Annotated in this window: 37 protein-coding genes; 23 read left to right on the forward strand and 14 right to left on the reverse strand. The window is 71.5% G+C overall.

From position 1 onward, the window contains the following. Positions 1–14 precede the first annotated feature (14 nt). Complete coding sequence (locus tag QI633_RS12945) at positions 15–650, forward strand: HD domain-containing protein (RefSeq protein WP_141798826.1); 636 nt, start codon at positions 15–17, stop codon at positions 648–650. Further along, positions 647–1,204: a DinB family protein gene (locus tag QI633_RS12950; RefSeq protein ID WP_260805974.1), complete on the forward strand. Its 558-nt coding sequence runs from the start codon at positions 647–649 to the stop codon at positions 1,202–1,204. Before QI633_RS12945 ends, QI633_RS12950 begins: the two co-directional genes overlap by 4 nt. Positions 1,205–1,224: 20 nt before the next feature. Here the strand turns inward: QI633_RS12950 and QI633_RS12955 are convergent, their stop codons facing one another. Next, complete coding sequence (locus QI633_RS12955; protein ID WP_141798825.1) at positions 1,225–1,617, reverse strand: VOC family protein; 393 nt, start codon at positions 1,615–1,617, stop codon at positions 1,225–1,227. Between the two features lie 159 nt (positions 1,618–1,776). Between QI633_RS12955 and QI633_RS12960 the strand changes: the two genes are divergently transcribed. From QI633_RS12960 to QI633_RS12970, 3 genes are all read left to right on the forward strand, one after another. Continuing rightward, positions 1,777–2,223: a LuxR C-terminal-related transcriptional regulator gene (locus tag QI633_RS12960; protein WP_282429229.1), complete on the forward strand. Its 447-nt coding sequence runs from the start codon at positions 1,777–1,779 to the stop codon at positions 2,221–2,223. Between the two features lie 147 nt (positions 2,224–2,370). Then, positions 2,371–2,637 carry a type II toxin-antitoxin system Phd/YefM family antitoxin gene (locus QI633_RS12965; protein ID WP_141798822.1) on the forward strand — a complete coding sequence of 89 codons (267 nt, stop codon included), beginning with the start codon at positions 2,371–2,373 and terminating at the stop codon, positions 2,635–2,637. Then, on the forward strand, positions 2,634–2,918 hold the full coding sequence (locus QI633_RS12970; protein ID WP_141798821.1) for a type II toxin-antitoxin system RelE/ParE family toxin: 285 nt from the start codon (positions 2,634–2,636) through the stop codon (positions 2,916–2,918). Before QI633_RS12965 ends, QI633_RS12970 begins: the two co-directional genes overlap by 4 nt. A gap of 179 nt (positions 2,919–3,097) precedes the next feature. On the opposite strand, the gene QI633_RS12975 is transcribed toward QI633_RS12970, so the two are convergent. Then, positions 3,098–4,066, reverse strand: coding sequence for a hypothetical protein (locus tag QI633_RS12975; RefSeq protein WP_141798820.1), 969 nt, complete (start codon positions 4,064–4,066; stop codon positions 3,098–3,100). Between the two features lie 5 nt (positions 4,067–4,071). Continuing rightward, entirely contained in the window at positions 4,072–4,290 is a 219-nt protein-coding gene (locus QI633_RS12980; protein WP_141798819.1) for a hypothetical protein, read from the reverse strand. A gap of 141 nt (positions 4,291–4,431) precedes the next feature. On the opposite strand from QI633_RS12980, the gene QI633_RS12985 reads away from it, so the two are divergent. The 4 genes from QI633_RS12985 (at position 4,432) to QI633_RS13000 (ending at position 7,205) form a co-directional block, all read left to right on the forward strand. Beyond that, positions 4,432–4,653: a hypothetical protein gene (locus QI633_RS12985; RefSeq protein WP_141798818.1), complete on the forward strand. Its 222-nt coding sequence runs from the start codon at positions 4,432–4,434 to the stop codon at positions 4,651–4,653. A 305-nt stretch (positions 4,654–4,958) separates the two neighbouring features. Next, a complete protein-coding gene (locus QI633_RS12990) occupies positions 4,959–5,348 on the forward strand; it encodes a hypothetical protein (RefSeq protein ID WP_282429230.1) in 390 nt (129 codons plus the stop codon). Between the two features lie 308 nt (positions 5,349–5,656). Then, positions 5,657–6,208: an AAA family ATPase gene (locus QI633_RS12995; protein WP_160158244.1), complete on the forward strand. Its 552-nt coding sequence runs from the start codon at positions 5,657–5,659 to the stop codon at positions 6,206–6,208. Between the two features lie 241 nt (positions 6,209–6,449). Next, complete coding sequence (locus tag QI633_RS13000) at positions 6,450–7,205, forward strand: class I SAM-dependent methyltransferase (protein WP_282429231.1); 756 nt, start codon at positions 6,450–6,452, stop codon at positions 7,203–7,205. On the opposite strand, the gene QI633_RS13005 is transcribed toward QI633_RS13000, so the two are convergent. Then, entirely contained in the window at positions 7,202–7,837 is a 636-nt protein-coding gene (locus QI633_RS13005; protein ID WP_282429232.1) for a hypothetical protein, read from the reverse strand. The genes QI633_RS13000 and QI633_RS13005 overlap by 4 nt on opposite strands. A gap of 74 nt (positions 7,838–7,911) precedes the next feature. On the opposite strand from QI633_RS13005, the gene QI633_RS13010 reads away from it, so the two are divergent. From QI633_RS13010 to QI633_RS13025, 4 genes are read left to right on the forward strand one after another with little or no spacing between them, the layout of a single operon-like run. Continuing rightward, entirely contained in the window at positions 7,912–8,109 is a 198-nt protein-coding gene (locus QI633_RS13010) for a hypothetical protein (RefSeq protein ID WP_282429233.1), read from the forward strand. Next, on the forward strand, positions 8,093–8,431 hold the full coding sequence (locus QI633_RS13015; protein WP_282429234.1) for a type II toxin-antitoxin system PemK/MazF family toxin: 339 nt from the start codon (positions 8,093–8,095) through the stop codon (positions 8,429–8,431). The genes QI633_RS13010 and QI633_RS13015 overlap by 17 nt, the downstream gene beginning before the upstream one ends. A 2-nt stretch (positions 8,432–8,433) precedes the next feature. Next, the gene (locus QI633_RS13020) at positions 8,434–8,943 is read left to right on the forward strand and encodes a hypothetical protein (protein WP_282429235.1); all 510 of its coding nucleotides are present in this window, start codon (positions 8,434–8,436) and stop codon (positions 8,941–8,943) included. Then, positions 8,943–9,716, forward strand: a complete 774-nt coding sequence (locus QI633_RS13025) for a hypothetical protein (RefSeq protein ID WP_282429236.1) — start codon at positions 8,943–8,945, stop codon at positions 9,714–9,716. The genes QI633_RS13020 and QI633_RS13025 overlap by 1 nt, the downstream gene beginning before the upstream one ends. Here QI633_RS13025 and QI633_RS13030 read toward each other — a convergent pair. Next, positions 9,700–10,254 (reverse strand): sugar O-acetyltransferase, encoded by a 555-nt coding sequence (locus QI633_RS13030; RefSeq protein ID WP_282429237.1) that lies wholly within the window; start codon positions 10,252–10,254, stop codon positions 9,700–9,702. The genes QI633_RS13025 and QI633_RS13030 overlap by 17 nt on opposite strands. Before the next feature lie 18 nt (positions 10,255–10,272). Further along, positions 10,273–10,746: a hypothetical protein gene (locus tag QI633_RS13035; protein WP_282429238.1), complete on the reverse strand. Its 474-nt coding sequence runs from the start codon at positions 10,744–10,746 to the stop codon at positions 10,273–10,275. 59 nt (positions 10,747–10,805) lie between these two features. On the opposite strand from QI633_RS13035, the gene QI633_RS13040 reads away from it, so the two are divergent. Further along, complete coding sequence (locus QI633_RS13040; RefSeq protein ID WP_282429239.1) at positions 10,806–11,369, forward strand: sigma-70 family RNA polymerase sigma factor; 564 nt, start codon at positions 10,806–10,808, stop codon at positions 11,367–11,369. Continuing rightward, on the forward strand, positions 11,366–12,133 hold the full coding sequence (locus QI633_RS13045) for a hypothetical protein (protein WP_282429240.1): 768 nt from the start codon (positions 11,366–11,368) through the stop codon (positions 12,131–12,133). The genes QI633_RS13040 and QI633_RS13045 overlap by 4 nt, the downstream gene beginning before the upstream one ends. 2 nt (positions 12,134–12,135) lie before the next feature. Here QI633_RS13045 and QI633_RS13050 read toward each other — a convergent pair whose 3' ends face one another. From QI633_RS13050 to QI633_RS13060, 3 genes are read right to left on the reverse strand one after another with little or no spacing between them, the layout of a single operon-like run. Then, the gene (locus QI633_RS13050) at positions 12,136–12,558 is read right to left on the reverse strand and encodes a DUF3224 domain-containing protein (RefSeq protein WP_282429241.1); all 423 of its coding nucleotides are present in this window, start codon (positions 12,556–12,558) and stop codon (positions 12,136–12,138) included. Between the two features lie 52 nt (positions 12,559–12,610). Continuing rightward, complete coding sequence (locus QI633_RS13055) at positions 12,611–13,357, reverse strand: SDR family oxidoreductase (RefSeq protein WP_282429242.1); 747 nt, start codon at positions 13,355–13,357, stop codon at positions 12,611–12,613. Between the two features lie 20 nt (positions 13,358–13,377). Then, positions 13,378–13,839: a VOC family protein gene (locus tag QI633_RS13060; RefSeq protein ID WP_141798804.1), complete on the reverse strand. Its 462-nt coding sequence runs from the start codon at positions 13,837–13,839 to the stop codon at positions 13,378–13,380. Positions 13,840–13,989: 150 nt separating this feature from the next. Between QI633_RS13060 and helR the strand changes: the two genes are divergently transcribed. Genes helR through QI633_RS13080 form a run of 4 tightly spaced genes read left to right on the forward strand, consistent with a single transcriptional unit; the run spans position 13,990 to position 19,342 of the window. Beyond that, entirely contained in the window at positions 13,990–16,146 is a 2,157-nt protein-coding gene (helR, locus tag QI633_RS13065; protein WP_282429243.1) for an RNA polymerase recycling motor ATPase HelR, read from the forward strand. Between the two features lie 48 nt (positions 16,147–16,194). After that, positions 16,195–17,391 carry a hypothetical protein gene (locus QI633_RS13070; RefSeq protein WP_282429244.1) on the forward strand — a complete coding sequence of 399 codons (1,197 nt, stop codon included), beginning with the start codon at positions 16,195–16,197 and terminating at the stop codon, positions 17,389–17,391. After that, entirely contained in the window at positions 17,388–18,179 is a 792-nt protein-coding gene (locus QI633_RS13075; RefSeq protein WP_141798802.1) for an SDR family oxidoreductase, read from the forward strand. The genes QI633_RS13070 and QI633_RS13075 overlap by 4 nt, the downstream gene beginning before the upstream one ends. Continuing rightward, positions 18,179–19,342: a sulfotransferase gene (locus tag QI633_RS13080; protein ID WP_282429245.1), complete on the forward strand. Its 1,164-nt coding sequence runs from the start codon at positions 18,179–18,181 to the stop codon at positions 19,340–19,342. The genes QI633_RS13075 and QI633_RS13080 overlap by 1 nt, the downstream gene beginning before the upstream one ends. Here QI633_RS13080 and QI633_RS13085 read toward each other — a convergent pair whose 3' ends face one another. The 4 genes from QI633_RS13085 to QI633_RS13100 form a co-directional block, all read right to left on the reverse strand. Beyond that, on the reverse strand, positions 19,343–19,813 hold the full coding sequence (locus tag QI633_RS13085; RefSeq protein ID WP_141798800.1) for a nuclear transport factor 2 family protein: 471 nt from the start codon (positions 19,811–19,813) through the stop codon (positions 19,343–19,345). It lies immediately after the preceding gene. Between the two features lie 92 nt (positions 19,814–19,905). Next, positions 19,906–20,370 (reverse strand): pyridoxamine 5'-phosphate oxidase family protein, encoded by a 465-nt coding sequence (locus QI633_RS13090; protein ID WP_141798799.1) that lies wholly within the window; start codon positions 20,368–20,370, stop codon positions 19,906–19,908. Between the two features lie 11 nt (positions 20,371–20,381). Further along, positions 20,382–20,792 carry a VOC family protein gene (locus QI633_RS13095; protein WP_174245213.1) on the reverse strand — a complete coding sequence of 137 codons (411 nt, stop codon included), beginning with the start codon at positions 20,790–20,792 and terminating at the stop codon, positions 20,382–20,384. 5 nt (positions 20,793–20,797) lie between these two features. Further along, positions 20,798–21,307 (reverse strand): helix-turn-helix transcriptional regulator, encoded by a 510-nt coding sequence (locus QI633_RS13100; protein WP_141798797.1) that lies wholly within the window; start codon positions 21,305–21,307, stop codon positions 20,798–20,800. A gap of 39 nt (positions 21,308–21,346) precedes the next feature. Between QI633_RS13100 and QI633_RS13105 the strand changes: the two genes are divergently transcribed. The 4 genes from QI633_RS13105 to QI633_RS13120 are packed head-to-tail and all read left to right on the forward strand — an operon-like array spanning position 21,347 to position 24,821. Next, on the forward strand, positions 21,347–22,168 hold the full coding sequence (locus tag QI633_RS13105; RefSeq protein ID WP_282429246.1) for an alpha/beta fold hydrolase: 822 nt from the start codon (positions 21,347–21,349) through the stop codon (positions 22,166–22,168). After that, a complete protein-coding gene (locus tag QI633_RS13110; RefSeq protein WP_282429247.1) occupies positions 22,165–22,560 on the forward strand; it encodes a hypothetical protein in 396 nt (131 codons plus the stop codon). Before QI633_RS13105 ends, QI633_RS13110 begins: the two co-directional genes overlap by 4 nt. 51 nt (positions 22,561–22,611) lie before the next feature. Continuing rightward, entirely contained in the window at positions 22,612–23,235 is a 624-nt protein-coding gene (locus QI633_RS13115; protein ID WP_282429248.1) for a TetR/AcrR family transcriptional regulator, read from the forward strand. After that, positions 23,232–24,821, forward strand: coding sequence for an FAD-binding oxidoreductase (locus tag QI633_RS13120; RefSeq protein ID WP_282429249.1), 1,590 nt, complete (start codon positions 23,232–23,234; stop codon positions 24,819–24,821). The genes QI633_RS13115 and QI633_RS13120 overlap by 4 nt, the downstream gene beginning before the upstream one ends. Here QI633_RS13120 and QI633_RS13125 read toward each other — a convergent pair. Continuing rightward, complete coding sequence (locus QI633_RS13125) at positions 24,799–25,659, reverse strand: SDR family oxidoreductase (RefSeq protein WP_141798792.1); 861 nt, start codon at positions 25,657–25,659, stop codon at positions 24,799–24,801. The genes QI633_RS13120 and QI633_RS13125 overlap by 23 nt on opposite strands. Between the last annotated feature and the right edge of the window lie 42 nt (positions 25,660–25,701).

Raw genomic sequence — 25,701 nt, forward strand, 5'->3', positions numbered from 1 at the left:
GGCAGGGTGGGGGCATGGACGACGACGCACTCCTCATCGACCGCCAGCCGCTACCGGCCGGCGTACCCGATCGTCTGGCGGGTCAGCTCCGGTTCCTCGCCGAGGCCGACAAGCTCAAGACCGTCCTGCGGGCCTCGCTACTGGCGGCCGACGACCGTCGTGAGAACGACGCCGAGCACTCCTGGCACCTCGCGCTGATGGTGATCCTGCTGGCCGAGTACGCCGACGAGCCGATCGACGTGGGGCACGCGGTCAAGCTCGTCGTCGTCCACGACCTCGTCGAGATCTACGCGGGGGACAGCCCCGTGTTCGTCCCCGGCGCGGCCGACGACCAGCAGGAGCGCGAGATCGCCGCGGCGGAGCGGCTGTTCGGGCTGCTGCCCGCCGACCAGGCGACGTGGATGCGGACGCTGTGGGACGAGTTCGAGTCCGCCGCGACCCCCGAGGCCCGGTTCGCCAAGGCGATGGACCGCCTCGAGCCGATGCTGCTGAACTGGCTCAACGGCGGCGGGACCTGGGCGATGCCCGGCGCGACCGAGGCACTCGTCCGCGTCCGTGAGGCCGGCGTGGTGGCCGGTTCGACCTCGCTCGGCTTGCTCACCGGGCTGCTCGTCGACGAGGGCGTGCGCCGCGGCTGGATCCGCCCGTGACCACCCCCGAGCGCTGGACCCGGGCCACCGTCCACCCCGACATGTGGCTCGACGCCGCCGACGACCCGCGGGAGTCCGACGGTCCCGGCGCCGAGGGGGAGCGGGCCACGCTCGAGGACTACCTGCGCAGCTACCGGCTCACCCTGCGCCTCAAGTGCGACGGCCTCGACCCCGCCCAGCTCGCCACCCGCTCGGTGCCGCCCTCGACCATGTCGCTGCTCGGCCTGGTCCGCCACCTCGCCGAGGTCGAGCGCGACTGGCGCAACTGGATCACCACCGGCGAGCCCGAGCCCGGCCTGTACGGCGAGCCCGACGGCGACTTCCTCGGTGCCGCGGGCGAATCCTCGCTCGTCGAGTCCGCTTGGGCCGACCTCGGTCGTGAGCAGGCTGCGACCGACGCGGTCCTCGCGCCGGTCGAGGACCTGTCGACGACGCTGGGGCGCTCCCGGGTCGTCGTACGGGACCTGATGGTGCACCGGATCGAGGAGTATGCGCGCCACTGCGGCCACGCGGACCTGCTGCGGGAGTGTGTCGACGGGCGGGTGGGTCAGTAGCGAGGACGAGCAGCGTTATGTCAGGTCCTGGGCTGGAACAGCTCCACGAGGTTGCCCGAGGGATCCGCCAGCAGGACCTGGCTGCCACCCGGTCCGCTCACGAGGCCGCTGACGAAATCGACACCGCCGGCACCGAGCCGGGCGATCTCGTCCTCGATGTCAGCGACGACGAGATGGATCCGGTTGCGACCCGGGGCCGCTGCGATGTCGTCCGGCGTCGCACGAGCGCCCGAGCTGGCGGCGCCGGACAGCAGCAACCTCAGCGGCCCGCGGCTCACGTCGGCGAACGCCGGCGCGGCGCTCATGTTGAGCGTGAAGCCCAGGTGCGTCGTGTAGAACGCGATCGCCGCGTCCACGTCGTCGACGAGGTAGCGGACGCCGACGGTCGCGGCAGGGGAGCCAGGAGTCGTCATGGGAGACCTCCTTCCTGACGCCTCCACCGTAACCCCGATCTTCGCTATCTGACATAATGTCACTTATCGGCTAGAAAACAACGGGAGTGACGGAGGGCCTGAGGCAGCGCCAGAACGTCCGCACATGCCGATGTGCGCGCCATGGCCCATGCTTCCTCCATGAAGTTCGACCGACTCTGGGAGCGCCTCTTCGAGTACGTGAACGAATGGGCGAGCGCACGGGAGGTGCCCGGTGGCATCGAGGTCACCTTCAGGACCGCACAGGGCGTGACCCGCACCGTCGAGGTCGAGCGCCAGGCGCTCGTCAACGAAGCTCTACAGGACCAGGCCGAGATCCACGAGATCCGCGCCCGCCTAGAACGCCTCACCAACCGTGAACTGGACACCCTCGTTGCGCTGATGACGGGTGCCCAAGTCCGCGACATCGCACGAGACCGCGTCGTGTCCGAGGCCACCGTGCGCACCCAGGTCAAGAACATTCTCTCGAAACTCCGCACGACCTCCCAGCTCGCCGCGGTCGGCGCCGCCTACCGCGCGAACTGGCACCCGCTCACCGACCGACTGACTCGCTTCGGCTCACAACAGAACCACTCTCAGGCCGGTTGAAGAACCGTTCCTAGCCACCACGCACAACGCCTGATGTGGATCCGGGCATTAGCGCCCCCGCTACTCCCGGCTCATCAACTCCCGTGCTGCCAGTTGTACATCTGTGCGCATCTGTACTTCTCGGCGTACTCGGCGTATCGTAGGTGCATGAGCGAGATGACCGTGACCGAGGCCCGTGCCCGGCTGGCCGACGTCGTCGACGAGGCCCGCATCCAGCACGACCCCGTCTTTCTGACTCGCCGTGGTCGTCGGATCGCCGCCGTGGTCGACGCCGACCAGCTCGACCAGCTGCTCGAGGCCGCTGAGGACCTGGCCGACATTCGAGCCGCCGCGGCTGCTCGCGCCGAGCTCGACGAGCCCGGCGCCGCTGCCATCCCGTGGGAGCAGGTCAAGGCCGACCTCGGTCTCGCGTGAGCACCGATAATGCCGACCGCACGGAGCGCTACCGGATCGAGCTGACACCGGCTGCTGCTCGCCAGCTTCGCAAGCTCGACCCGCCGGCCCAGAGGCAGGTTCAAGCTGCGATCGAGATTCTGGCCGACGCGCCGCGACCGCCTGGCGCGAAGAAGCTCGTCGGCGGCGGCGGCGAGTGGCGAGTGCGCACCGGCGTCTACCGGGTCGTCTACTCGATCCAGGACGACGTCCTCCTGGTCCTGGTCCTCGCTCTCGGCCACCGCCGTGACATCTACAAGTGACGACTTGAGCCAAGGGCGGTCGAGGAAACGCTTCGGCCGCGTCCGCGGCCAGGAGCTCATGCTCGTCCGGTCGATTCGAGCTGGACCGGCACGCCCCGCGGGATAGGCACCCTCAAGACACGCGCAGCGCCGTCATCGCACTACTGAGAGCGGTACCGGGTCCCCCAGCGCTTCAGGCGCTACTTGCCGAGCGGGCCGACCTGGCCGTGGTAGCCCAACTGGGCCGCCTTTGCCACGATCTCGTCCCAGCCCTTCCGGGCCGCGGCGATCTCGTCGGCGTGGCTCTCGCTGAAGTCCGTGATGGTCGCCATGACCTTGCCGATGTTCGCGTCGTACACGTCGCTCCGGCAGGCCGTGTCGGCCGCCAGGACCTGATCCTCTGTTGCGAGGAAACCCTTCCAGGCATCGGAGTAGGTCGACGGGTCCTGGTCCGCGGCCGGTGGTGGACCAGCCTTGTCGGCCTCGCCGGCCATGACCGCAGCCAGGTCGTCGTAGCTCGCGCCGTTCGCCTTCAGGGCGGTCAGATCAGCTGCAGCCATGCAGTCGAAGTACGCATCGAAGCTGCCGCCGAGCTTCTCGCCGGCCTCGGTCAGCGCCGTACGCCATGACTCGATCAGCTTCGCTGACCCGGCGGGGCGCGACGCGTTCTCGACCTCGGTGTCGCTGGCGGGCTTGATGCTGTCCTCACACTCCAGGACCGTCTTCGAGAACCCGGTCGGCCAACGGTCGTCAGCGTTCATCACCTTCTCCGCCTCGGCGAACGGACGGGTGGCGATCTCGTTCTCGGAGTAGATCCGGTCACCCGGCTCGGCGAACCATACCGATGGACGCAGGGCGTCGTAGGGCGAGGCGTACGGTCGCGACAACGACCAGTCCCACTCCGGATAACCCCGCTGCGCGAGGCACTCGTCCAGCGGCCCGTTACGCGTGTAGGTCTGCACCACATAGGCCGCGTCCCGCTGATCCTGGGTTCCAGCGAAGCTCTCGTAGACGCGCTGCGCCTCGGCGCGCACGTCAGCAGCTGAGTAGTTGCTGCTCGCCTCCGCATTGGTGCCGTCGGCGACCTGGGTCCCGCATCCCGCGAGTACCGTCGTCGTGAGCATGGCAGCAGCCCACGCCGCTACCCACCGGTACTTGGTCGTGTCCATGGCCATCACCCGTTCGCGTCTCGTGGATCGGAGTCGCATGATTCGGTGTGCCCGTCTTGGTACTTGGTCCTGACCCGTGCGAACTTGTCGATGCAGGTCCGGGGCCGGGCGTCGTACTCAACGCCGAGCGTGCCGGCGAAGGCCTCCTTGGCATACCACGCGAAGTTGCCGCCCGAATATGTGTCGGAGATCCGCATGCCCCATCCCTTCTGCATGTCGGTCACGGTCGCCCCGCCCCAGCCGCTCGGCTCAGTCCATACGCCGTTTCCTCCCGGGTCGGTCGACTCTTGACCGCCTGCTGGCAGGAGCGAATGACCCGGGCGTCGTAGTGCCCCGAGGTCACCTGCCAGTCGAGCATCGCGTCCATGCACCGGGTCGTGCTCATGCTGGACGTTGGTGAGCTGATCAGTTGGATGTTCCTGAACGACGCATCCCAGTACGCGTACTGGCTTCCCGGCGACACGAAGGCGTGGTCGCTTCCGCTCAACGCAGCATGTGCCGGCCCTGGCACGGCCACCTGCGCGACCAACGCCGCGACACATGCCGGAAACCCCACCGCCCAGATCAGCTTCGTCCGCATCTGTTGACGGTGCGCCTGAGGAGGAATTTCGTCAACGGCTCGTCAGAACTAGGACCGTCCCAAATGATGATTCGCGACGAGCAACGGCCAGAGAACCTGACGACACCCACACACGCTGGAGCGACCGCCTGAAGAACCGTTCCTGGCCACCACGCACAACGCCTGACGTGGATCCGGGCATCAGCGCCCCCGCTACTCCCGGCTCATCAACTCCCGTGCCTACCAGATAAACAACGGGAGTGACGGAGGGCCTGAGGCAGCGCCAGAACGTCCGCACATGCCGATGTGCGCGCCATGGCCCATGCTTCCTCCATGAAGTTCGACCGACTCTGGGAGCGCCTCTTCGAGTACGTGAACGAATGGGCGAGCGCACGGGAGGTGCCCGGTGGCATCGAGGTCACCTTCAGGACCCCACAGGGCGTGACCCGCACCGTCGAGGTCGTGGTGACCTCAGCCGAGTGGGACGACTACATCAGCACCATCTACGGGACCGGCGACCCTCGCGCCACGCCATTCAGGGAAAAGGTCCTCGCCACGCCTGACACGGCTCGCTACTTGGTCTACGACGGCACCTACGACTGGCAACCCTCCGAGGCACGCGAGTTGCCCGGAGACGACTTCAACCCTGGGCCGGGCGAGTGGGTCGTGGAGGATGCCGAGGGCAATGTCATCGACCGCTTCGGGGACTTCAACGGGGACTGACGATCTTCGGGACGCCCTCATCTGCCGCGATCCGGGCATCCGCGCCCCCGCTACTTCCGGCTCATCAACTCCCGTGCCTGCCAGTTTACGCTTGGCAGTTGTTTAGCAGTTCAGAGCGGGGTTCGAGCAAGATCAGCGAATCGCTCCCAAGGTGCAGAAACTCGGGAATGCCGGGAACCGGGCTCAGAGCGCAATCGGGAAGGGCGACAGGGCTCGGTCCGATCCCTCGGGCCGCCTCCTCCCCCGACCCGTCCGCTCATGCCCAGTGCGAGCAACCGACCTGTCCGTCGGCGGTTACTGTCCTGGGCGTGGCCTACCTCCTTCACCTCAACGGCCCGCCGGGAATCGGCAAGTCCACGATCGCCAGGCGATACACCGACGAACATCCCGGCGTGCTGAACTGCGACATCGACGTCCTGCGAACGTTCATCGGCGGGTGGTCGGCCGACTTCCTGGAGGCGGGCCGCCTCATCCGCCCGGCGGCTCTGGGAATGATCCAGGCCTACCTGTCCAGCGGCCACGATGTGGTGCTCCCCCAACTCTTGATCGACCCCGCTGAGATCGCGCTCTTCGAGGCGTGCGCCGTTCAGGCCGGCGCGCTGTTCGTCGAGCGCCTCCTGATGGATGATCGGGAGCGATCAGTGGCTCGATTCAGGCGCCGAGGGGAATCAGAGCCTGGCGAGCCGTGGCACTCCCAGGTTCGGGCCATCGTGGCTGCCCAGGGTGGCGACGAAGCGCTTCGCACACGGCATTCGGCACTCGAGGCGTTGACCAAGCAACGTCCCGACGCGATCGTGATCGAGAGTGCTGAGGGTGACCCCGGGGTCACCTATCAGCGCTTGATCGCCTCACTCGACTGAGTGCCGGCCGAAGAAGACGGCCTCAGTCGAAGCGCCCCCGAACGGAAACACCTGCCTGCGCCGATCGATGCTCGTTGCAACGACCGCGCAGCCCGCGACCTCCCGTAGGACGTCCATCTCAGGAGTGGGCACCTCGGTCACAAACCCATCTTCGCTGCAGCGTGCAAAACCATTGGTGAGCCTGGCGATCGCGCTGGTCTACTGAGTCCCCCAGATCGGGCTGCGGGCGGAGGTGGTGTTGATGACGGGCTATGACGCGCTCGGCGAGGTGTACGAATGGCTCATCTCGGACGCACGCCTGAGCCCGGCCGAGTTCGTGGCGTCATTCGATGACGTCATCGATCCCCTGCCGCCGAACGCTCACGCCCTCGACTGTTCCTGCGGGACCGGACAGCTGGCCGTGGGCCTCGCCGGTCGCGGCCTGCAGGTCGTCGCGACGGACGCCAGCGAGACGATGGTCCGTCGGACGGCGGAGCTGGCCGAGAAGTTCGGGGCGTCGGTACGCACACTGCGGGCGCACTGGCACGAGCTGCCCGACCATCTCGACGACGGCACCTTCGACGTGGTGTTCTGCGTCGGCAACTCGCTGGCCCACGCGGCAGGCGCCGGCGGCAGGGTCGCTGCGCTGGAGTCGATGGCACGGCTCCTGCGCCCCGGTGGGCGCCTCGTGCTCACCTCCCGAACCTGGGAGCTGGTCCGGGCCAGGGGCTCCCGGCTCGACATCGGTGACCGCCTCGTGCACCGCGACGGTCGCGATGCGCTCGTGGTCTATCGCTGGGACATCGCGCCGCGGTGGGAGGACGAGCACCACATCGAGATCGCGATCGCGCAGGTCGACGCGGCCGGGCCGGTCCTCGTCAGCTCGGAGCTGCTCTCGTGCTGGCCCTTCCGGTACGACGAGCTCGAGGCCGAGCTGCACCGCGTTGGCCTCCGCATCGACATGAGCACGTTCGACGGCAACGCCGAGAACTACAGGGTGGTCGCGAGCAGGGCCTAGGCGAACAAGCTGCCGGCAGGGAGATGGAGGACGATCTCCGGGGCGTCCTCCTCCCCCCACGTCTCGTCCTCCCAGGGCCAGAGCACGCGGGCTCTCGACGCCGCGTCGATGATCGCATCCGCGCTCATGGTGGACCTGGTCTCGGGGATCGCGGCGTCGGGCCACAGGAAGTGGAAGTGCACCTCACCGGGCGGAGGAAGGGGCGAGAGGAAGTAGCTCGACGAGTAGCTGTTGCCGCCACCGCCCGAGCCGCCCGACTGGAGGAGCGATACCGCGTCCGGATCGGACTCGGGGACGGGAGAGAAGGTGTGGCGTCGGGCAGAGCGTCGCCCGTCGGCGTACTCGACGCCGAACAGGTAGGGCTTGCCTCCGCGACTCCTGTGGAAGAGCAGGTCCGCCAGTGCCTCGCCGTCGATGCGGTGGCCCGGCCGGGCCCGCACGTCGAGGGTCAGCTCGACGCCGGTGCTGAAGACCAACATGCCCGAGACGAACGCCACTACGTCCGCGTTCGAGCCCAGCACGAGATCGACGGCGACCGATGCCGGGACCTCGTTGTCGGGACGCGTGAGACTCCTCCACAGGTCGTTGTGGCCGGCGATGCTCTCGTCGTCGGTGGGTGGTCGATCTGTCATGCCGGCAAGTCTCCCCTACTGCGGCCCGCACGATCATGTAGATGGTTCTGTCTACACGCCGTAGTATGGACCTCATGGGCGACACGACGACGATCCGGATCAGCAGGCAGACGCATGCGCGGGTGACCCGGTTGGCCACCGAGCGTCACGAGACCATCGACGAGACAGTGAGCCGGGCGATTCGCGCCCTCCGCCAGGACGCCATGGCCCGAGACCTCTCCACCGACCTCACCGACGACGAGACAGCCTGGCTTGATGCTGACGCCGGGTGACGTCGTCGACCTCGACCTCGGTATCCCCAGCGGCAGCGAGGCCGGGCTCCGTCGGCCTGCTGTCGTGGTGACGGCTGCGCGCGTCCTGCGAGGCGGGCCGAGCGTGGTCCAGGTCGTGCCCTTGACGCGCACGGTGCGCCAGAGCGGAGCCGAGGTGATCATCGACCCGGACGACGTGAATCGCCTGGACGCGACGTCGGCGGCGCAGTGCCAGCACGTGCGCTCCGTGGCCACGACCCGGATCCACGGCCGTACGGGAAACATCGGTCCGGTGCTTCTCAGCGAGGTCCGCGAGACGCTCGGGCTGCTGTTGGACCTGTGACGATGACCGAGATCGTGTGGCAGACGCCCGCCATGGCGAGGCACGACCGGCGCATGGCACCCGTGGTGCTGGCGCTGGGACTCGTGCTGCTGTCGATCCCCGTCGGACTGATCGCCACCGGCCAGGCGGTGCCGGGGTGGTTCCTGCTGGCCGTGTTGTCGTTGCCGACCGTCGGCTGCCTGGTCGCAGGCGTGCGGCTCCCCCGTGCTGCGCGCCGCAAGCTCGCCGCGACCCAGGAGCTCGCCCGGACCGGGTCGCTGGTTCCGGCCCGGGCGATCGGATGGACGCGGATCCCGCGAGAGACCGCAAGCACCGAGGGAGAGCTACAGGTGCGGGTCACGCTGTCGGACGGGAGCCACGCCATCCTCAGCCACGTGTGCGACTGGTCGGATTGCGAGGCAGCCGGCCGGGGCACCGCGGACCGATCCGTCTCGGTGATGCTCGATCCCGCGACCGGCACGTGGGCGATCGTGCACACCGGCGAGCCGCGGACCTGGAGCGCAGTGCTCTAGTGTCCTGGACCTGGACCCGCCTGCACGCGGCCGTCACCTCGTTGGAGCTGCCCGCGGACGAGTACGTCGTCGGCCTGGCCGGCGCGATGCTCGCCAACGAGTCGGTCGACAACACCGCCGAGGTGGTGCTGCTCGCCACCGACGACCTGTACGGCGCGCTGCTCCGGGAAGGCTGGCCGCGTCGTACGGCGGACGACGGCCTGGCCTGCCCGGGCGAGCCCGGACTCGTCGTCCGGGCCGGCGAGGTGAGCGATGTCTACCTGGCGCCGATCGTCGACCTGATCACGGATGCGTGGGTCCAGGACGACGTGCGAGTCGTCTCGATGCTGCAGCTCGACCGCCACGCGGTCGCGGCGTTCCTCGCGGCGTCGAGCACCGCGGACCCGCCCCAGCCCGGGCGGTCGACCTGGACGTGGCGCCGGCTGAGCGACGCGCTGAGAGCACTGGAGCTCCCCCACGACGGCTATGTCGTCGGGCTGAACGGTGCGCTGCTCGCCAACGAGTCGCTGGCGGAGGTGGACCAGGTCGAGGTCCTGGTCACCGATGCACTGCACGACGAGCTCGTGCGTCGGGGCTGGCCGACCAGCACCGACGTCCTGCTGTGCCCGACACAGGACGACCTCAGCGCCCGCTCCGGCGACGTCAGCGACACCTACCTGCTCGACGTCACCGGACTCGTCGCTGACGCGTGGACCCAGGACGGCATCGCGCTCGTCTCGATGGTCCGGGTGCGCCCGGAGGCGGTCCAGGGAGTGCTCAGACCGGGTCTCTGAGCTCCTTGCGTACGACGACGCTGGTGCCGGTCACCACGCACATCGGCGGTACGTCGGCCGCCACGACCGTGCCCGCACCGACCACCGATCCGCGCCCGACCGTCACCCCGGGGGTGATCGTCGCACCGGCGCCGATCCACACGTCGTCCTCGATCACGATCGACGCGTGGGTGAGGAAGTCGAAGCGCTCGGCGGGCTCGACCGGGTGGCCGGCGGTGCTGAGCGTGACCCGTGGACCGATCAGGACACGGTCTCCGATGGTGATGCCACCGAGGTCGAGGAAGTAGCAGCCCTGGTTGATGAACACGCGTTCGCCGAAGCTCGCGCCGAGGCCGTAGTCGCAGTGGAACGGCGGCAGGATCGAGAGCGACTCGGGCACGTCGCCGCCGAAGATCCGCGTGATCAGCGACCGGCGCTGCTCGAGGTCCTCGTACGGCAGCGCGTTGAGCTGCGCGGTCAGGCTCATGACGACGTTCACGCGCTCGGCGAACGCGCGGGACTCAGGGGTTCGGGTCGGGATCCGCTGCTCGTTGCGCACAGCCTGGATGCTGGCACGTCACGGCAACAGAACCGGGGCCGCGGTGTCCTCGGAGAACCCGAGGCGGCACCACAGCACCCGCGGCACGAGCGCGAGCCCGTCGGGATCGAGCACCGCGACGCTCCCCCGGGCCGCGATCCGCTTGACGCACTCGGTGAGCAGGTACCGACCGATGCCCTGGTCGAATCTCATGTCCTTGACGAAGAACCGCCCGATCACCAGCAGCCGGTCCGCCTCGACGCCCGCCGCCGAGGCGACCGCATCCACCCACGGCGCACCGACAGGAGGAACGAACACCTGCACGTGCCCGACGACGTTGCGGGTGGGCGCCACACTGACCGGCGCCTGGTCGAACACCCAGGACACGTCGGCGTCGACCTCGGTCAGCCAGTCGTAGGCAGACCGGCCGGCCAGCACGCCCGGCCCGGCGTCGAGCGAATCGAGGACGGCGACCAACCGGTCGAGGTCCTGCTCGATGCGCTCCCGGATCATCGCGACCACACTAGTGACCCCAGCGGTAACACCTGCAGCGAGCCGGACACTACAAGGACATGAGCAACTCCGAAGACGCCCCCGAGGCAGCGTTCAGCGAGGCGTGGCGCCGTGACGGCCCCCGGGTCGCGGCCTACGCGCGCCGCCACGTGGCGCCGGACGACGTGCAGGACGTCGTGGCCGAGACCTTCGTCCAGGCCTGGCGCCGCTGGGACGACGTACCCGAGCCGCCGATCGGCTGGCTGATCGCCACCGCACGCAAGGTGATCGGCAACAGCCGTCGCTCGGCGCGCCGACGCACCGCCCTCCACGACCGGCTCACGCTGCTCGACCGGGCCGCGCGCCCGGAGGCCGATGCGGCGATGCTCGCCACCGACCGGATGGCCGCACTCGAGGCACTGGCCGCACTGCCCGACACCCAGCGCGAGGCGCTTCTGCTCGTCGCCTGGGACGGCCTCTCCCCCGACGCCGCAGCCGAGGTCCTCGGCCTGCGACCGGGCACCTTCCGGGTCCGCGCGCACCGCGCCCGCACCGCACTCGACGCACACCTCGACCACGACCTACCAGCGGACAAGCGTGCCGCATCCCCCAGCCGACCTCTCACCGAAGGTGGACTCCGATGACCACGGACCACGCCCCTGCCGCCCCTGCCGTTCTCACCGCCCTCGCCCCCGCTCCCCCGCCGCTCGACCCGGCCTGGTCGGAGGTCACCCTGGCCCGGATCCTGCGGGAGGACCGGGCCACCCACCACGCCGCAGCCGCACGACGCCGGCGCGCTCGCCGGCGTACCGCCATCGGTGTCGGCCTTGCCTTCTCCGTCATCGGTACGACGACCGCCGTCGCCCTCGGCGGCCCGACCGAGGTCGTGTCCAGTGTCATCGAGGACTTCGCCCGGCAGCCGAACACCACGGGCAACGGGCTCGGCAAGCTGCACGAGCCCGCACTGGTCGCGCAGTTCGACACCGACCACGGCGTCTTCGCGTTCTGGGTCGCGACCTCCTCGACCGGCAAGGTCTGCTACGCGATGAGCGACGGCGTCTGGGACGGCACGGGCATGCCGACGAAGAAGGAGCTCGAGTACGGCTGCGGCGGCATGATCTGGGTCGGCGACGACGTCCCGCCCCAGGAGCTCACCTCACCGGAGCAGATCGGCGGCTACTTCACCGACAGCGAGCCCCTGATCTACGGGATCTCGCCCTGGCCGACCGCCACCCAGGTGCGGATCCAGGCGCCAGGCGTGGACCGAACCCTCCCGGTCCGAGCCGACTCCCACGGCTACGGCGCCGCGCTGCCCGAGGCGGTCGGCGTACCGCAGGTGACGCTGACCTTCCTCGACGCCGAGGGCCGGGTCCTCGGCACCAAGGTCAGCGTCGCTCCGGTCGGCTGACCTCACTGCGGGAGCAGGTACTCCAGCTCGACGCGGTGGGTGCCGTCCTCGTCGATCGCCAGCGAGCCCTGGCCGGTGATCCCGGCCAGGGCGCCGGTGCCGCTGTCGGGCACCACGGTGAAGTACTCGTCGTACCTGTCGCTGCCGTGCGTCGAGGCTGCGTGCACGAACCCGAACGTCCCGGGCCGTCCGCCGAGCGTCCCCTCGAACGACTCGACCGCGACATAGGTCCCGGCCCCGCTGGTGGTGTTCAGCCCGCCGACGAACCAGGTGACCGAGCGGCCGGCGAAGTCGCCGGCGAAGGTCTTCACCATGGCGGCGACGCCGGCGGGCGCCGCCGTCTCGGGTATGCCGACCCCGCCGACGGCCCGGGGCAGGTCGAGGGGCGTCCAGTCGGACACGGTGAAGGTCGCGGCGGCTCTCATGGCGCCGAGGCTACGCAGCGGCCGTGCGGACCGCTTGAACGAATCCGACAGGTCACCGCCCGCCCGACACGTCGAGAACCGCACCGGTCGTGTACGACGACGCGTCGTCCAGCAGCCAGCAGATGGCGGCCGCGGCCTCGGTGGTCGTGCCGGGCCGACCCATCGGGATCGTCGGCGCGACCCGCTCCAAGCGTCCCGGCTCCCCGTTGCGGGCGTGGATGGCGGTGTCCATCAGCCCGAGCCGCACGCTGTTGACGCGGATCCCCTGGCCGGCGGTCTCCAGCGCCAGGCCACGGGTGACGGCGTCGACGGCCGCCTTCGAGGCGGCGTAGTCGACGTACTCGCCCGGTGAGCCGAGCTCGGCGGCGCGGGAGGACACGTTGACGATCGCACCCCCGGCACCGGACGGCGGTGCCATCAGCCGCACCGCCTCCCGCGCGCACAGCAGTACGCCCAGCACGTTGACCTCGAGCACCCGGCGCACCCGCTCGGCCGAGAGGTCCACGACCCGCGAGGTGGGCGCGACGATCCCGGCGTTGTTGACGAGCGCCCGCAACGTCCCCGCCTCGGCCGGCAGGGACCGGAACACCTCCTCGACGGCCGACTCCTCAGCCACGTCGAGCTCGACCGCCCCGGCCCACCCCCCAAGGTCCGAGCACCGGGCAGCCACCGACTCCGCGGCGGCCCGGTCCGACCGGTAGGTCAGCAGCACGTTCCACCCGGAGCCCGCCAGCATCCGGGCGGTGGCCGCACCGATCCCCCTGCTGCCGCCGGTCACCACCGCGAGTCGTCGCTCCATGCCGTGACGCTACCGATCCGTCAGTCCAGGCAGAACTCGTTCCCCTCGGGGTCGGCCATCACGATGTGCCCACCACCCATCGGCGGCTCCGGCTCGAACCGCCCGATCCGCCGGGCGCCGAGGCCGACCAGGCGGGTGCACTCCGCCTCGAGAGTCGCCATCCGCTCGTCGCCCGCCAGCCCGGGCGCGGCGCGCACGTCGAGGTGCACCCGGTTCTTGACCACCTTGTCCTCGGGCACCCGCTGGAAGAACACCCGTGGTCGGGTCCCGTCGGGGTCTTCGATCGCCGAGCGTGAGTTCCGCTCGGACTCCGGAACCCCGATCCGCTCGAGGAAGGCGTCCCACGCCGCCAGCGGATCCTCCCCCTCGGCGAGCGGCACCCCCGGCGGGCCCGGGATGGCGTAGCCCAGCACCGCGCTCCAGAACCTCGAGAGAGCGCGCGGGTCGTGGCAGTCGAACGTGATCTGGAGGTCTCGGCTCATGCTCCGGTTCTACCGGGCCCCACCGACACAGCTCCCTCCGTACTCAACGTATAGCGCACAGGGGGTCTTGCCGCAAGGCCCCCTGGAGCAGGCAGAATCCCGGTCTCCGCCGAGCGGCGGAGCCGCGAAACCCCCATGGGAGCTGATGATTTGACCCACGCGACGACCCGCGCGTTCGACCTGCACGACCACCCGGCCAAGGCCGACCCCGCCCTCATCGCCACCGACGAACAGCACTTCGCCGCCATCGAGGCCAGCCTCGAGGACACCGTCGCCGACCTCGAGGACCGCCTGGCCGACGTACGACGACAGCCCGGCGGCAGCGGCCAGGAGGCCATGGACCGCGACCTCGAGGTGCACCGGCTCGGCACTCGCCTCCGGGCCCTGCGCCGCTACCGGCTCGACCTGTGCCTGGGCCGCATGGTCACCACCGCCGGCGAGACGGTCCACATCGGCCGCTTCGGGCTGACCGACGCCGAGGGCCGGCGCCTCCTCGTCGACTGGCGCTCCCCGGCGGCCGAGCCGTTCTTCGGCGCCACCCACGGCAGTCCGATGGGCCTGGCCAGCCGGCGCCGGTACCGCTGGACGAACGGCCGGGTCACCGACTACTGGGACGAGGTCTTCACCGCCGACGCGCTCGCCGCCGCCGGCGCCGCCCTCGACGACCAGTCCGCCTTCGTCGCGAGCCTCGGCACGAGTCGCTCGGAGCGGATGCGCGACGTGCTCGCCACCATCCAGGCCGACCAGGACGCGATCATCCGCGCCGGCTCGCGCGGCACCCTCGTCGTCGACGGCGGCCCCGGCACGGGCAAGACCGTGGTCGCGCTGCACCGCGCCGCCTACCTGCTGTACGCCGACCCGCGGCTCGGCGAGGGCCGCGGCGGCGTCCTCTTCGTCGGCCCGCACGAGCCCTACCTCTCCTACGTCGCCGACGTGCTGCCCGGTCTCGGCGAGGAGGGCGTGCGCACCTGCACGCTGCGCAACCTCGTCGCCGAGGGCGCAGCGGCAGCCGAGGAGACCGACCCCGAGGTCGCCCGGCTCAAGGCGGACGCCCGGATGGTCGGCGCCGTCGAGCCGGCGGTGCGGCTCTACGAGGAGCCGCCGACCGAGGGCATGGTGGTGGCGACCGACTGGTCCGACGTATGGCTCAGCGCCAGTGACTGGGCCGAGGCGTTCGGAGCACCGGACCCCGGCACGCCTCACAACGAGGGCCGGGACCAGGTCTGGGAGGCGCTGCTCGACATCCTCGTCGACAAGCACGACGACACCGACGCGACCGAGGAGCAGCTGCGCCGCTCCCTGCGCTGCAACGGCGAGCTGGTCGACGCGGTGGCGAAGGCGTGGCCGATGCTCGAGGCGAGCGACGTCGTCGGTGACCTGTGGGAGGTCCCGGCGTACCTGCGCCACTGCGCCCCCTGGCTCTCCCCTGACGAGGTCGCCACCCTCCGCAGGAGGCCACCGCAGGCCTGGACCACCGCGGACCTCCCCCTCCTCGACGCCGCACGGGCCCGGCTCGGCGACCCCGAGGCGGCTCGCGCCCGGCGCCGCCAGGAGGCCACCGCCGCCCGGGAGCGGGAGGAGATGGACAGGGTCGTCGACCACCTGATCGCGACCGACGACTCCGACATGATGATCATGTCGATGCTCCGCGGCACCGACCTGCGCGGCGCCCTCGCCGCCGGCGACCAGCAGTCCGGGCAGGCCGCCGACCCGGACCGGTACGCCGGCCCGTTCGCCCATGTCGTCGTCGACGAGGCCCAGGAGCTCACCGACGCCGAGTGGCAGATGCTGCTGCGCCGCTGTCCGTCGCGCAGCTTCACCGTGGTCGGCGACCGGGCCCAGGCGCGGCACGGGTTCACCGAGACCTGGACGGAGCGGCTCGAGCGGGCCGGCCTCCACGACGTCGACCTCGCCTCGCTCACCGTGAACTACCGCACCCCGGCCGAGGTCATGGAGGCGGCGGCGCCGGTGATCCGTGCCGTGCTCCCCGACGCGAACGTCCCGACCTCGGTCCGCAGCACGGGAGTTCCGGTCGAGTACGCCGTTCGCACCGACCTTCCGGCGATCCTCGACGAGTGGGAGCGGACCCATCCCGAGGGCATCGCCTGCGTCATCGGCGATCCCGGGCTCACGCCGACGGCCAGGGTCCGCTCGCTCAGCCCCGAGCATGCCAAGGGGCTCGAGTTCGACCTCGTCGTCCTCGTCGAGCCGGAGCGGTTCGGGACGGGCATCGAGGGTGCCGTCGACAGGTACGTCGCGATGACCCGCGCCACCCAGCGCCTGGTGGTGATCGAGGGGTCCCGATGAGCGGGACCCCTGCTCGGGCGCCGAGCGCCGCTCCCTAGTTTCCGCTGGGTGACGCAAGAGACCCAGATCACGACCAGTGCCGGCACCGCCCTGCTCGTGGAGGCGATCCAGGAGGCGGAGCGGGTGCTCCTCGCCGCGCCGCACGTCCGCACCGAGCGCGACGTCGCGGAGGGCCTGGACTACCTCGCCGGCCTGGTCCGGGTCGGCCTGGCGAGTGCGTGGGCGAGCGACCCGGCCGACCCGCACTTCGCCCGGCCCTCCACGCAGTGGACGAAGATGGGCCTCGACAACCCGGACACGCTCTACTTCGCCGCACAGATCTCCGGCGACGCGGAGTACGTCGTCACCGGCAACCGCGGCTCCAGCGCCGACCTCGTCTTCCAGGTGCTCGCCGGCTCCCACGCCGGCAACACCGCGCCCGCGAGTCACCTGGCCTTCGACGACCGTGACTTCCCGGTCGCCGACGACGGCAGCTTCGAGATCCGGTTCGGGCCGCGCGAGGACGGCGGCCCCGGCTACTTCACCTTGTCCCCCGACGCCCAGCGGCTGCTGGTGCGCCAGACCTTCAGCGACTGGACGTCCGAGCGGGCCGGCACCCTGCGCGTCCAGCGCGCCGACCGGATCGGCGTGCCCGGCGTGCCGGTCACCCTGGCGGCCATCGAGGCCCGCTACGCCCGCGCCGCGCGCACCCTCCTCGGCTACGCCCGCACGTTCCTCGAGTTCGTCGAGCGGTTCTACCTCGACCAGCCGGTCAACACGATGTACGCACCGAAGATCACGCCCGGCGGCCTGGCCAGCCAGTACAGCTCCGCCGGCCATTTCGACCTCGCCGACGACCAGGCGCTGGTCATCACGGTCCCGGCGTCCGGCATGCCGTACCAGGGCATGCAGCTCGGCACGAAGTGGTACGTCTCCCTCGACTACGTCGACCACCAGACCAGCCTCACCGCCGACCAGGCGCAGGTGGACCCCGACGGCCGGATCCGGTTCGTCGTGAGCCGCCAGGACCCCGGCCTGGCCAACTGGCTGGAGACCACCGGCCTCACCGAGGGCTACCTCCAGATCCGCTGGCAGCGCGTAGACCGCCCGCTCACCGCCGAGGACGGACCTACCACCGAGGTCGTCCCGTACGCCGAGCTCGCGCGGCGACTGCCCTTCCACGACCAGCAGCGGGTCACCTCCGCGCAGTGGGCACAGCGGATCGCCGCGCGCCAGGCCGCCGTGGGCGACCGGATGATGGCATGACGGACCCGGTGACCGGCGTCCTCGCCGGCAAGGCCGTCCTAGTGGCGGGCGTGGGCCCCGGCCTGGGCCAGGCCCTCGCGGTCCGCAGCGCGATCGCCGGCGCGGACGTGGTGCTCGCCTCTCGCAACGCCGAGCGTCTCGGCGCCGTCGCGCAGGAGGTGCGTGCCACCGGGCGCCGCGCGGTCGTCGTACCGACCGACCTGGCGGATCCCGTCGCGGTCGGCCACCTCGTCGACACGACGCTGGCCGAGCTCGGCCGGCTCGACGCGGTGCTGCACAACGCCTACCTCCCGCCCAGCCGGGAGAACCTCCTCGACAGCGGTCTCGACCGGGTCCGTGACGAGCTCGCCTCGCCGCTGATGGCGCTGGAGATGGTGCGCCGTGCCGCGCCCGCACTCGTGGCGAGCAGGGGCTCGGTCGTCGTGGTGAACTCGATGATCGTGCGCAACCGGCTCCCCCGGTTCGGCGCGTACCGGATGACCAAGGCCAGTCTGCTCGCGCTGGCCCGCGGCCTGTCCATCGAGCTCGGCCCGCAGGGCGTGCGGGTCAACTCGATCGCCCCGGGCTACATCATGGGCGACGCCGTCGAGGCCAGCTTCGCGAAGGCGGCGCGGGCCCGCGGGGTGACACCCGAGGTGATCCACGACGAGATCGCCGCCGACACCGACCTGCGGCGCCTGCCCCGCCCCGAGGAGATCGCCGACGCGGCGGTGTTCCTCGCCTCCGACCTCGCCCGGGCGATCACCGGGCAGTGCCTCGACGTCACGTCCGGCGCGACCCACCACTGATGGAGCACACGATGAACCTGGCCGACGAGCTGCACGAGCGCGCCACGACCCGGACCGGACTGACCGACTTCGGCGACCGGGAGTACGTCGCCGGGCTGCACGCCCTCCTCGACGGCTACGAGCACGAGGCGGGGCTGACCGGCAAAGGCCGCGCCAAGGTCGAGGGCGCCCTGGCCAACGCGCTCGCCGGCCGGCTGCGCACCGAGGCAGCCTGGCGCGAGCACCCCGCGCACGCGGAGACGCCGGTGACCCGGCCGATCTTCGTGACCGGCCTGCCCCGCTCCGGTACGACGGCCCTGCACCGCCTCCTGTGCGCCGACCCGCGCCACCAGGGCCTCCAGCTCTGGCTGGCCGCCGCGCCCCAGCCGCGTCCGCTGCGCGACCACTGGGCGTCGAACCCCGACTTCCAGGCGATGCAGGCCCAGATCGACCGCCGCAACGCCGCCGTCCCCGGCCTGAAGGGCATGCACTTCATGGCGCCCGAGGTGGTCGAGGAGTGCTGGTGGCTGGAGCACCAGTCGATGCGCTCGCTCGCGTTCCCGAGCGTGGCCCACCTGCCGTCGTACACCTCCTGGCTCGGTGAGCAGGACCTCGGCGGCAGCTACCGCCGGCACCGCCGGATCCTCCAGCTGATCGGGATGACCAGCCCCGAGAAGCGCTGGGTCCTCAAGAACCCGGGCCACCTGTTCTCGCTCGACGCGCTGATGGCGGCCTACCCCGACGCGCTGGTGGTGCAGACCCACCGCGACCCGTGCACGGTCGTCGCGTCGGTCAGCAGCCTGACGTCGAAGACCTCGGCCGGGAACTCGACCGTCTTCGAGGCCGCCACCGTCGGGCGCGACAGCCTGGACATGTGGGCCGGCGCCACCGACCGGTTCCTCGACGCGCGGGCGAGTTACGACCCGGCCCAGTTCGCCGACGTGCGCTACGAGGAGTTCGTCGCCGACCCGGTTGGCACGGTCGAGCGGTTGTACGACGCCTTCCGGCTGCCGTTCGACGACGAGGCCCACGCCGCGGTGACGGCGGCCGACGACGTGAGCCGGCGCGGGGACCGCCGACCCGACCACGCCTACTCCCTCGAGGAGTTCGGGCTGAGCGCCGGCGAGGTCACCGAGCGGTTCGACCGCTACCTGACGGCCTTCCCCGAGCTCGCCCTGCGCTGATCAGCCGAGCCCGGCGGCCGGCGTCGCCAGCACCCGGAAGCTCGGCAGGTCGGCCAGCGACACCGAGGTCTCGCAGAAGCGGCGGTAGGAGATCTCGGTGATCAGCCAGCCCCGGTCGGGGTCGCGCCGGTAGCGGTCGGTGGAGAGCGAGGCGCCCTCGACGACGTAGCCGACGTCGGTGCACACGGTCCGGTCCGACACCGTCCAGGTGCCGCTGGCCTCGTCGCCGTCGACCTCGATGCTCGGGTTGCCGACCTGGTGGACGGTGATCCGCTCGTCGGTGAGCCGGCTGCTCAGCTCGGCGACCAGCGCGTCGGCCCCCTCGGTGACCAGGTCGGGCCGGTAGCGCGCGACCATCTCCGGCGCGAGGGTCGCCGCGACGGCGTCCCAGTCATGCAGGTCCACGCTGCGCATGTAGCGGTGGCGGACCTCCATGATCGCCCACCGGTCGGCGGACTGCGGGTCGGACATCGGGACTCCTCGGCTCGGGGACGGTCGAGAGCCGAGCGTGGCGGGGGCGACCGCCCGGGGAGAGGTGTCTCCCGATCAGCGGGACCGACCCGTCATGGCAGCCAGTCCCCCGACCTCAGGATCGTGCGCCCCGCGATCTCGTTGGACTCGCGCCAGGCCTGCATCCGTTCGGGCCGGAGCACCAGGAAGACGTAGCCGGGCAGCCCGCGCGGGTCCCAGTCCGCCTGCGCCGCGTAGGCCTCGCCCAGCCCGGCGTCGTCGTCCACGCCGAGCGAGCGCTCGAGCACCGCGTCGATCATCGTGACGTCGCGCGTCGGACCGACGCCGAGGCGCGCGACGCCGGAGGCGAGCAGGTTGCGCGCGGTGGTCGACCTCGCCTCGACCGCGACCACGATCCGCTCCCCCACCCAGGCCAGGGACACCGGCACGAGGTGGGGTACGCCGGCGGCGGACGCCGTGGCGACCCACACGTCGACCGCGGGGGTCGCCAGCAGGGCTCGCGTGTCGGCCTGCCGGGTCGCACGGTCACGCGCCGGGGGCGGGTCGAAGTCGGCCATGGGCGCGCTGCTCAGCCGGCCTGGTTGATGCGGATGTGGTTGCCGGCCGGGTCGCGGAAGGCGCAGTCGCGCACGCCGTACGGCTGGTCGATCGGCTCCTGGATCACCTCGGCGCCGGTGGCCTGGATCCGGTCGAAGGTGCCGTCGAGGTCGGGGGTGCTGAGCACGAGCGTGGCGTAGGTGCCCTTCGCCATCATCTCGGCGATCACGCGCTTCTCGTCCTCGGTGATGCCGGGGTCCGCCGCCGGCGGGGCGAGCACGACCGACGGGGTCGACTGCCCCTTGGGCGCCACGGTGATCCACCGCATCTCGCCGTAGCCGACGTCGTTGAGGATCTCGAAGCCGAGCACGTCTCGGTAGAAGGCCAGCGAGGCCTCGGGGTCGGTCTGCGGGAGGAAGCTGTGCTGAATGCTGATGTCCATGTCGCTCACGCTAGTGGCGGCTCGAAGTGCGGCGCTTCTCGATTCCTGACCGATGCCGGGCCCGCCCCGGGACCGTCCGGGCTGGTCTGCGCGCCGCCTCGTCGTACCGGCCGGGTGACCTTCTTGGTCACGCACGACGGCGGTTCGACGGCACCGTCCCCGGGCACGGGCGCGTCGTCGCGGTACGCGCTCGGCGGCACCCCGACCAGCTCGGTGAACCGGGTGCTGAACGTGCCGAGCGAGGAGAAGCCCACCTCGAAGCAGATGTCGGTGACGCTCAGGTCGCCGCGGCGCAACAGCGCCATCGCCCGCTCGATCCTGCGGGTCATCAGGTAGGAGTACGGCGGCTCGCCGTACGCCTTCTTGAACTCGCGGCTCAGGTGGCCGGCCGACATGTGCACGTCGCGGGCGAGCGCCTCGACGTCGAGCGGACGGGCGTACTCGCGATCGATCCGGTCGCGCACCCTCCGCAACAGCGTGAGGGTGCGCAGCCGTTCGGGATCGAGGGTGCTCACGCCCCCATGATGGCCGATCGGGTGAGTAGGGTCGCAGCCATGGCCCGCCGGATCGAGCTGTCCGCACCCGTCGGCGTCCGCTGGGAGCCGGACGACCCCGTCGGCGTGGGTGCCCTCGTGCTCGGCGGGTCGAGCGGCCGGGTGGACGAGCAGCGGGCCCGGCTGCTGGCCGAGCAGGGCGTGCTCGCGGAGTCGATCCAGTGGTTCGGCGGCCCCGAGCAGCACGACGGACCGTGGGAGATCCCGCTCGAGACCTTCGCCGCCCGGGCCGAGTCGCTCGCCGCCGAGTGCGACCGGGTGCTTCTCGTCGGTCTCTCCTTCGGCGCCGAGGCCGCGCTCGCGACCGCCTCGCTGACCCAGGCGCCGGTCGACGGGGTGGCGGCCTTCGCGCCCAGCGACGTGGTCTGGGCCGGGGTCACCGGTGACGGCCGGCAGACCTCCCACTGGACCCTGGACGGCGCCCCGGTGCCGTTCGTCCGGTTCGTGCACTGGGAGCCGCCGACCGACCCGCCCGCCTATCGCGACCTCTACGCCCGCTCCCGGGCCGCGGCACCCGAGGACGTCGCTGCGGCGAGCCTGCCCGTCGAGCGGATCCCCGACGTCGTCCTCGTCGCCGGCGACGACGACCAGGTGTGGCCCGCGCGTGAGCAGGCGGAGGAGATCGTGCTTCGTCGGGCCCGGCACGGCCGCGCCACCTCCCTGGTCGCGGATCCGCAGGCCGGTCATCGCGCGGTGCTGCCCGGCGAGGACGTCGTGGAGGCCGGTCTGCGGATGTGTCGCGGCGGCACGGCCGATGCCGACCGCCGGCTGGGGTCCGCCGCCTGGCCCGCGCTGCTCGACCTCGTAGGGTCGCGCGCATGAGCGCGCAGCCCCCTCCGCCCCCGCCCGGCTACCTCCGCGTCAACCTCCAGGGCAACCGGATGCTCACCATGATCACGCCCAGCGTCCAGGTCAACGGCTACCCCGTCCCGGCCCAGTTCGGGCCGAACGTCGTCCCGATGCCGCCGGGCGTGCACACCGTGTCCGCACACGCGCAGTGGATGTGGCGCTACGGGCAGGCCAGCCAGCAGGTCCAGCTGGCGCCTGGCCAGACCGTCGATGTCTTCTACGCCGCTCCCGTGCTGACCTTCATGGGCGGCGCGATGGGGTTCACGAAGCAGAAGGTCCCCGGCCTGCTGCCGTTCGTGCTGCTCCTCGCCGCGCTGCTCGTGGTGGCGATCGGCCTGCCGGTCGTCGCGATCCTGGCCTCTTGACTTCGGTTGACCGATCGGTAAATTACCGATCGGTCAACCGAAGGAGAGGTCATGCCGGCCCACACCGGAAGCACGTCGGGCAGCACCGCGGGCAGCAAGGGCGTCCCCCGCGCCACGCGTGAGCAGCAGATCCTGGACGCCGCGGTCGGCGAGTTCGGACGGCTCGGGTACGCCGGCGCCTCGCTGTCCGCCGTCGCGACCGGCGCCGGCGTCTCCAAGCAGCTCGTCCTCGGCTACTTCGGCTCCAAGGACGCGCTCTTCGCCGCCTGCGCCCGGCGCGCCGGAGACGGCATCGCCGACCGGGTCGACGAGGTGCTCGCCCACGGCGGCGGGGCGCTCGAGCTCGCGGAGGGCACCCTGGCAGCGATCTTCACCGCCCTCGAGCCGCGCCCCCACGACTGGAACGTCCTCAACGACCGCACGCCTCCACCGGGCTCGGCCGCCCACGAGGCCGCGCGCGCCGCCCGGCTCCGGATCGCGGCCCAGGCGGGCGCCGGGGTCGGCTCGCTCGCGGAGGTCGGCGACGCGGACGACGTCGCGATCCTGACCGAGATCTGGATGAGCAGCGTGTCCGCGCTGGTCGCCTGGTGGCTGCGCCACCCCGACCGCAGCCCCACCGAGATGACCGCCCGCGGCCGCCGCGCCCTCACCGCACTCGCCAGGAGCACCTCGTGAACCCGAGCACCGACCGGTCCTGGTGGGGCTGGGGAGCCGACGCCGCCCAACTCACCCCCACCGAGACCGCCGCCCTCGTCGACCGGGTCGCACCGCTGCTGCCCGGCCACGACCTCACCGACCACCAGCCGCCCGACCCGCACGCGCTCGGCGTACCGGCTCCCCGGGTGGCACCGCCCGCGGCGCTCGCGGGCCTGTGCTCGACCGGCGTCGTCGACCGCCTCTCCCACGCCCGCGGCAAGGCGTTCCGCGACGTCGTGCGCAACCTGCACGGCGACGTCGCCCACGTCCCGGACCTCGTCGTGCGGCCGCGCACCGAGCAGGACGTCGTCGACGTCCTCGACTGGTGCACGGCGATCAGCCTCCCCGTGGTCCCGTACGGCGGCGGCAGCTCGGTCGTCGGCGGCGTCGAGCCCCGCTTCGACGGCCCCGCGGTCACCCTCGACCTCGCCGCGCTCGACCGGGTCCTGGAAGTCGACCCGGTCAGCCGCGCCGCCCGGATCCAGGCCGGCGCCTACGGCCCGGCTCTCGAGGACCAGCTGCGCCCCCAGGGCCTCACGCTGCGCCACTTCCCACAGTCCTTCGAGTTCTCCACCCTCGGCGGCTGGCTCGCGACCCGCGCCGGCGGTCACTTCGCCACCCTCACCACGCACATCGACGACCTCACCGAGTCGATCCGGGTCGTCTCCCCCTCCGGCACGGGCGAGTCCCGCCGGCTCCCCGGGTCGGGTGCCGGTCCGTCCCCCGACCGGATGTTCCTCGGCTCCGAGGGCGCCCTCGGCGTCATCACCGAGGCATGGATGCGACTGCAGCGGCGCCCGGAGTGGCAACGCACCGCCACCATCGGCTTCGGGTCGTACGACGACGCGGTGGCCGCGACCCGCGCCATCGCCCAGTCCGGGCTGCACCCCGCCAACTGCCGGCTCCTCGACCCGGCCGAGGCGCTGGTCAATGCCGGGACCGCCGTCGACGGCGGCGTGCTCATCCTCGCGTTCGAGTCCGCCGACCACCCGGTCGACGCCTGGCTGGACCGGGCGCTCGAGCTGGTCGCCGACCACCGCGGCACCGTCCTGGCAACCCGCGACAAGGCGGCCGGCACGACCGGCACCGACGCCTCCCAGGCCTGGCGATCGTCCTTCATCCGGATGCCCTACCAGCGCGACGCGCTCGCCCGCCGCTCGATGGTCGTGGAGACCTTCGAGACCGCGTGCACCTGGGACGCCTTCCCCGCGTTCCACGCCGCGGTCACCGGCGCCGCGCAGCGGGCGATCGACGAGGTGTGCGGCGGCCAGGGTCTGGTGACCTGCCGCTTCACGCACGTCTACCCGGACGGCCCGGCGCCCTACTACGGCGTCTACGCCGGCGGCCGGTGGGGCAGCACCCTGGCCCAGTGGGACGAGATCAAGGCGGCCGTCTCCACCGCCATCGCCGACCACGGCGGCACGATCACCCACCACCACGCGGTGGGCCGTGACCACCGCCCGTGGTACGACGCCCAGCGGCCCGAGCCCTTCGCCGCCGCCCTGCGGGCGGCCAAGTCCGCCCTCGACCCGGGCGGCATCCTCAACCCCGGAGTACTGGTCTGACCCACGCCTCGCTGCGCTCCCACAGCTCGGCGGCGAGCTCGTCGGTGACGACCTTCGACGGCGTCTTCTCCCGCTCCGAGTCGTAGTAGCGCCCGGTGTCGCCGTCGACGTCGGGCGAGGTCGCGCAGTACAACGAGGTCCGGGCGCCCTGCTCGGGCGACTTCATGAACAGCTTCATGACGTGGCGCAGCCCGAACGGCACCTCGCGCCACACGTCGGAGGCGATCGCGCCGGGGTGCAGGGAGTACGTCGTCACGCCCGTGCCCTCCAGCCGTCGGCCGAGCTCGCGGGCGTGCAGCACGTTGGCCAGCTTGGAGACGCAGTACTCGTCGAACGCGGTGCGGGTAGCCGACGGCTGCCGCACGGCGTCCCAGTCGATGCCCGGGGCGCGGTAGTGCCCGGCGCTCGCGACGTTGACGATCCGCCCGGGCCCGGTCTCCACGATCCGGTCGCGGAGCAGCTCGGTGAGCAGGAACGGCCCGACGTGGTTGGTGCCGAAGGCGAGCTCGAAGCCGCTCGCGGTCATCCCCCGCCTGCCGGCGAGCCCGGCGTTGTTGACCAGCACGTCCAGGCGCTCGCCCGAGGCCAGGAACCTCTCCGCGGCCCTGCGCACGGACGCCAGGTCGCCCAGGTCGAGCGGCAGGAAGTCGAGGTCGGTGCTGCCGGTGTCGGACGTGATCTCGCCGATCGCGGCGCGGGTCCTCTCCTCCGAGCGGCCCGCGACCACCACCCGCGCGCCGCGAGCCGCCAGGCCGCGGACGGTCTCCTTGCCGATCCCGGTGTTGGCTCCGGTCACCAGGAAGGTCTTGCCGCTCAGGTCAGGCACGAGGTCACCCATGGCGCGATCCTCGCGGGCGACCGGCCGACATGTCGTCCTCCC

This window comes from Nocardioides sp. QY071, assembly GCF_029961765.1.
Taxonomy (GTDB): Bacteria; Actinomycetota; Actinomycetes; order Propionibacteriales; family Nocardioidaceae; genus Nocardioides.

Bases quoted from the DNA above. Each gene is read 5' to 3' on its own strand.
- QI633_RS12945 (WP_141798826.1), top strand. From the start codon at position 15: ATGGACGACGACGCACTCCTCATCGACCGCCAGCCGCTACCGGCCGGC.
- QI633_RS12955 (WP_141798825.1), bottom strand. From the start codon at position 1,617: ATGACGACTCCTGGCTCCCCTGCCGCGACCGTCGGCGTCCGCTACCTC.
- QI633_RS12960 (WP_282429229.1), top strand. From the start codon at position 1,777: ATGAAGTTCGACCGACTCTGGGAGCGCCTCTTCGAGTACGTGAACGAA.
- QI633_RS12965 (WP_141798822.1), top strand. From the start codon at position 2,371: ATGAGCGAGATGACCGTGACCGAGGCCCGTGCCCGGCTGGCCGACGTC.
- QI633_RS12975 (WP_141798820.1), bottom strand. From the start codon at position 4,066: ATGGACACGACCAAGTACCGGTGGGTAGCGGCGTGGGCTGCTGCCATG.
- QI633_RS12985 (WP_141798818.1), top strand. From the start codon at position 4,432: ATGCACCGGGTCGTGCTCATGCTGGACGTTGGTGAGCTGATCAGTTGG.
- QI633_RS12990 (WP_282429230.1), top strand. From the start codon at position 4,959: ATGAAGTTCGACCGACTCTGGGAGCGCCTCTTCGAGTACGTGAACGAA.
- QI633_RS13000 (WP_282429231.1), top strand. From the start codon at position 6,450: ATGACGGGCTATGACGCGCTCGGCGAGGTGTACGAATGGCTCATCTCG.
- QI633_RS13005 (WP_282429232.1), bottom strand. From the start codon at position 7,837: ATGACAGATCGACCACCCACCGACGACGAGAGCATCGCCGGCCACAAC.
- QI633_RS13010 (WP_282429233.1), top strand. From the start codon at position 7,912: ATGGGCGACACGACGACGATCCGGATCAGCAGGCAGACGCATGCGCGG.
- QI633_RS13015 (WP_282429234.1), top strand. From the start codon at position 8,093: ATGCTGACGCCGGGTGACGTCGTCGACCTCGACCTCGGTATCCCCAGC.
- QI633_RS13020 (WP_282429235.1), top strand. From the start codon at position 8,434: ATGACCGAGATCGTGTGGCAGACGCCCGCCATGGCGAGGCACGACCGG.
- QI633_RS13035 (WP_282429238.1), bottom strand. From the start codon at position 10,746: ATGATCCGGGAGCGCATCGAGCAGGACCTCGACCGGTTGGTCGCCGTC.
- QI633_RS13040 (WP_282429239.1), top strand. From the start codon at position 10,806: ATGAGCAACTCCGAAGACGCCCCCGAGGCAGCGTTCAGCGAGGCGTGG.
- QI633_RS13045 (WP_282429240.1), top strand. From the start codon at position 11,366: ATGACCACGGACCACGCCCCTGCCGCCCCTGCCGTTCTCACCGCCCTC.
- QI633_RS13050 (WP_282429241.1), bottom strand. From the start codon at position 12,558: ATGAGAGCCGCCGCGACCTTCACCGTGTCCGACTGGACGCCCCTCGAC.
- QI633_RS13055 (WP_282429242.1), bottom strand. From the start codon at position 13,357: ATGGAGCGACGACTCGCGGTGGTGACCGGCGGCAGCAGGGGGATCGGT.
- QI633_RS13060 (WP_141798804.1), bottom strand. From the start codon at position 13,839: ATGAGCCGAGACCTCCAGATCACGTTCGACTGCCACGACCCGCGCGCT.
- QI633_RS13075 (WP_141798802.1), top strand. From the start codon at position 17,388: ATGACGGACCCGGTGACCGGCGTCCTCGCCGGCAAGGCCGTCCTAGTG.
- QI633_RS13080 (WP_282429245.1), top strand. From the start codon at position 18,179: ATGGAGCACACGATGAACCTGGCCGACGAGCTGCACGAGCGCGCCACG.
- QI633_RS13085 (WP_141798800.1), bottom strand. From the start codon at position 19,813: ATGTCCGACCCGCAGTCCGCCGACCGGTGGGCGATCATGGAGGTCCGC.
- QI633_RS13090 (WP_141798799.1), bottom strand. From the start codon at position 20,370: ATGGCCGACTTCGACCCGCCCCCGGCGCGTGACCGTGCGACCCGGCAG.
- QI633_RS13095 (WP_174245213.1), bottom strand. From the start codon at position 20,792: ATGGACATCAGCATTCAGCACAGCTTCCTCCCGCAGACCGACCCCGAG.
- QI633_RS13105 (WP_282429246.1), top strand. From the start codon at position 21,347: ATGGCCCGCCGGATCGAGCTGTCCGCACCCGTCGGCGTCCGCTGGGAG.
- QI633_RS13110 (WP_282429247.1), top strand. From the start codon at position 22,165: ATGAGCGCGCAGCCCCCTCCGCCCCCGCCCGGCTACCTCCGCGTCAAC.
- QI633_RS13115 (WP_282429248.1), top strand. From the start codon at position 22,612: ATGCCGGCCCACACCGGAAGCACGTCGGGCAGCACCGCGGGCAGCAAG.
- QI633_RS13125 (WP_141798792.1), bottom strand. From the start codon at position 25,659: ATGGGTGACCTCGTGCCTGACCTGAGCGGCAAGACCTTCCTGGTGACC.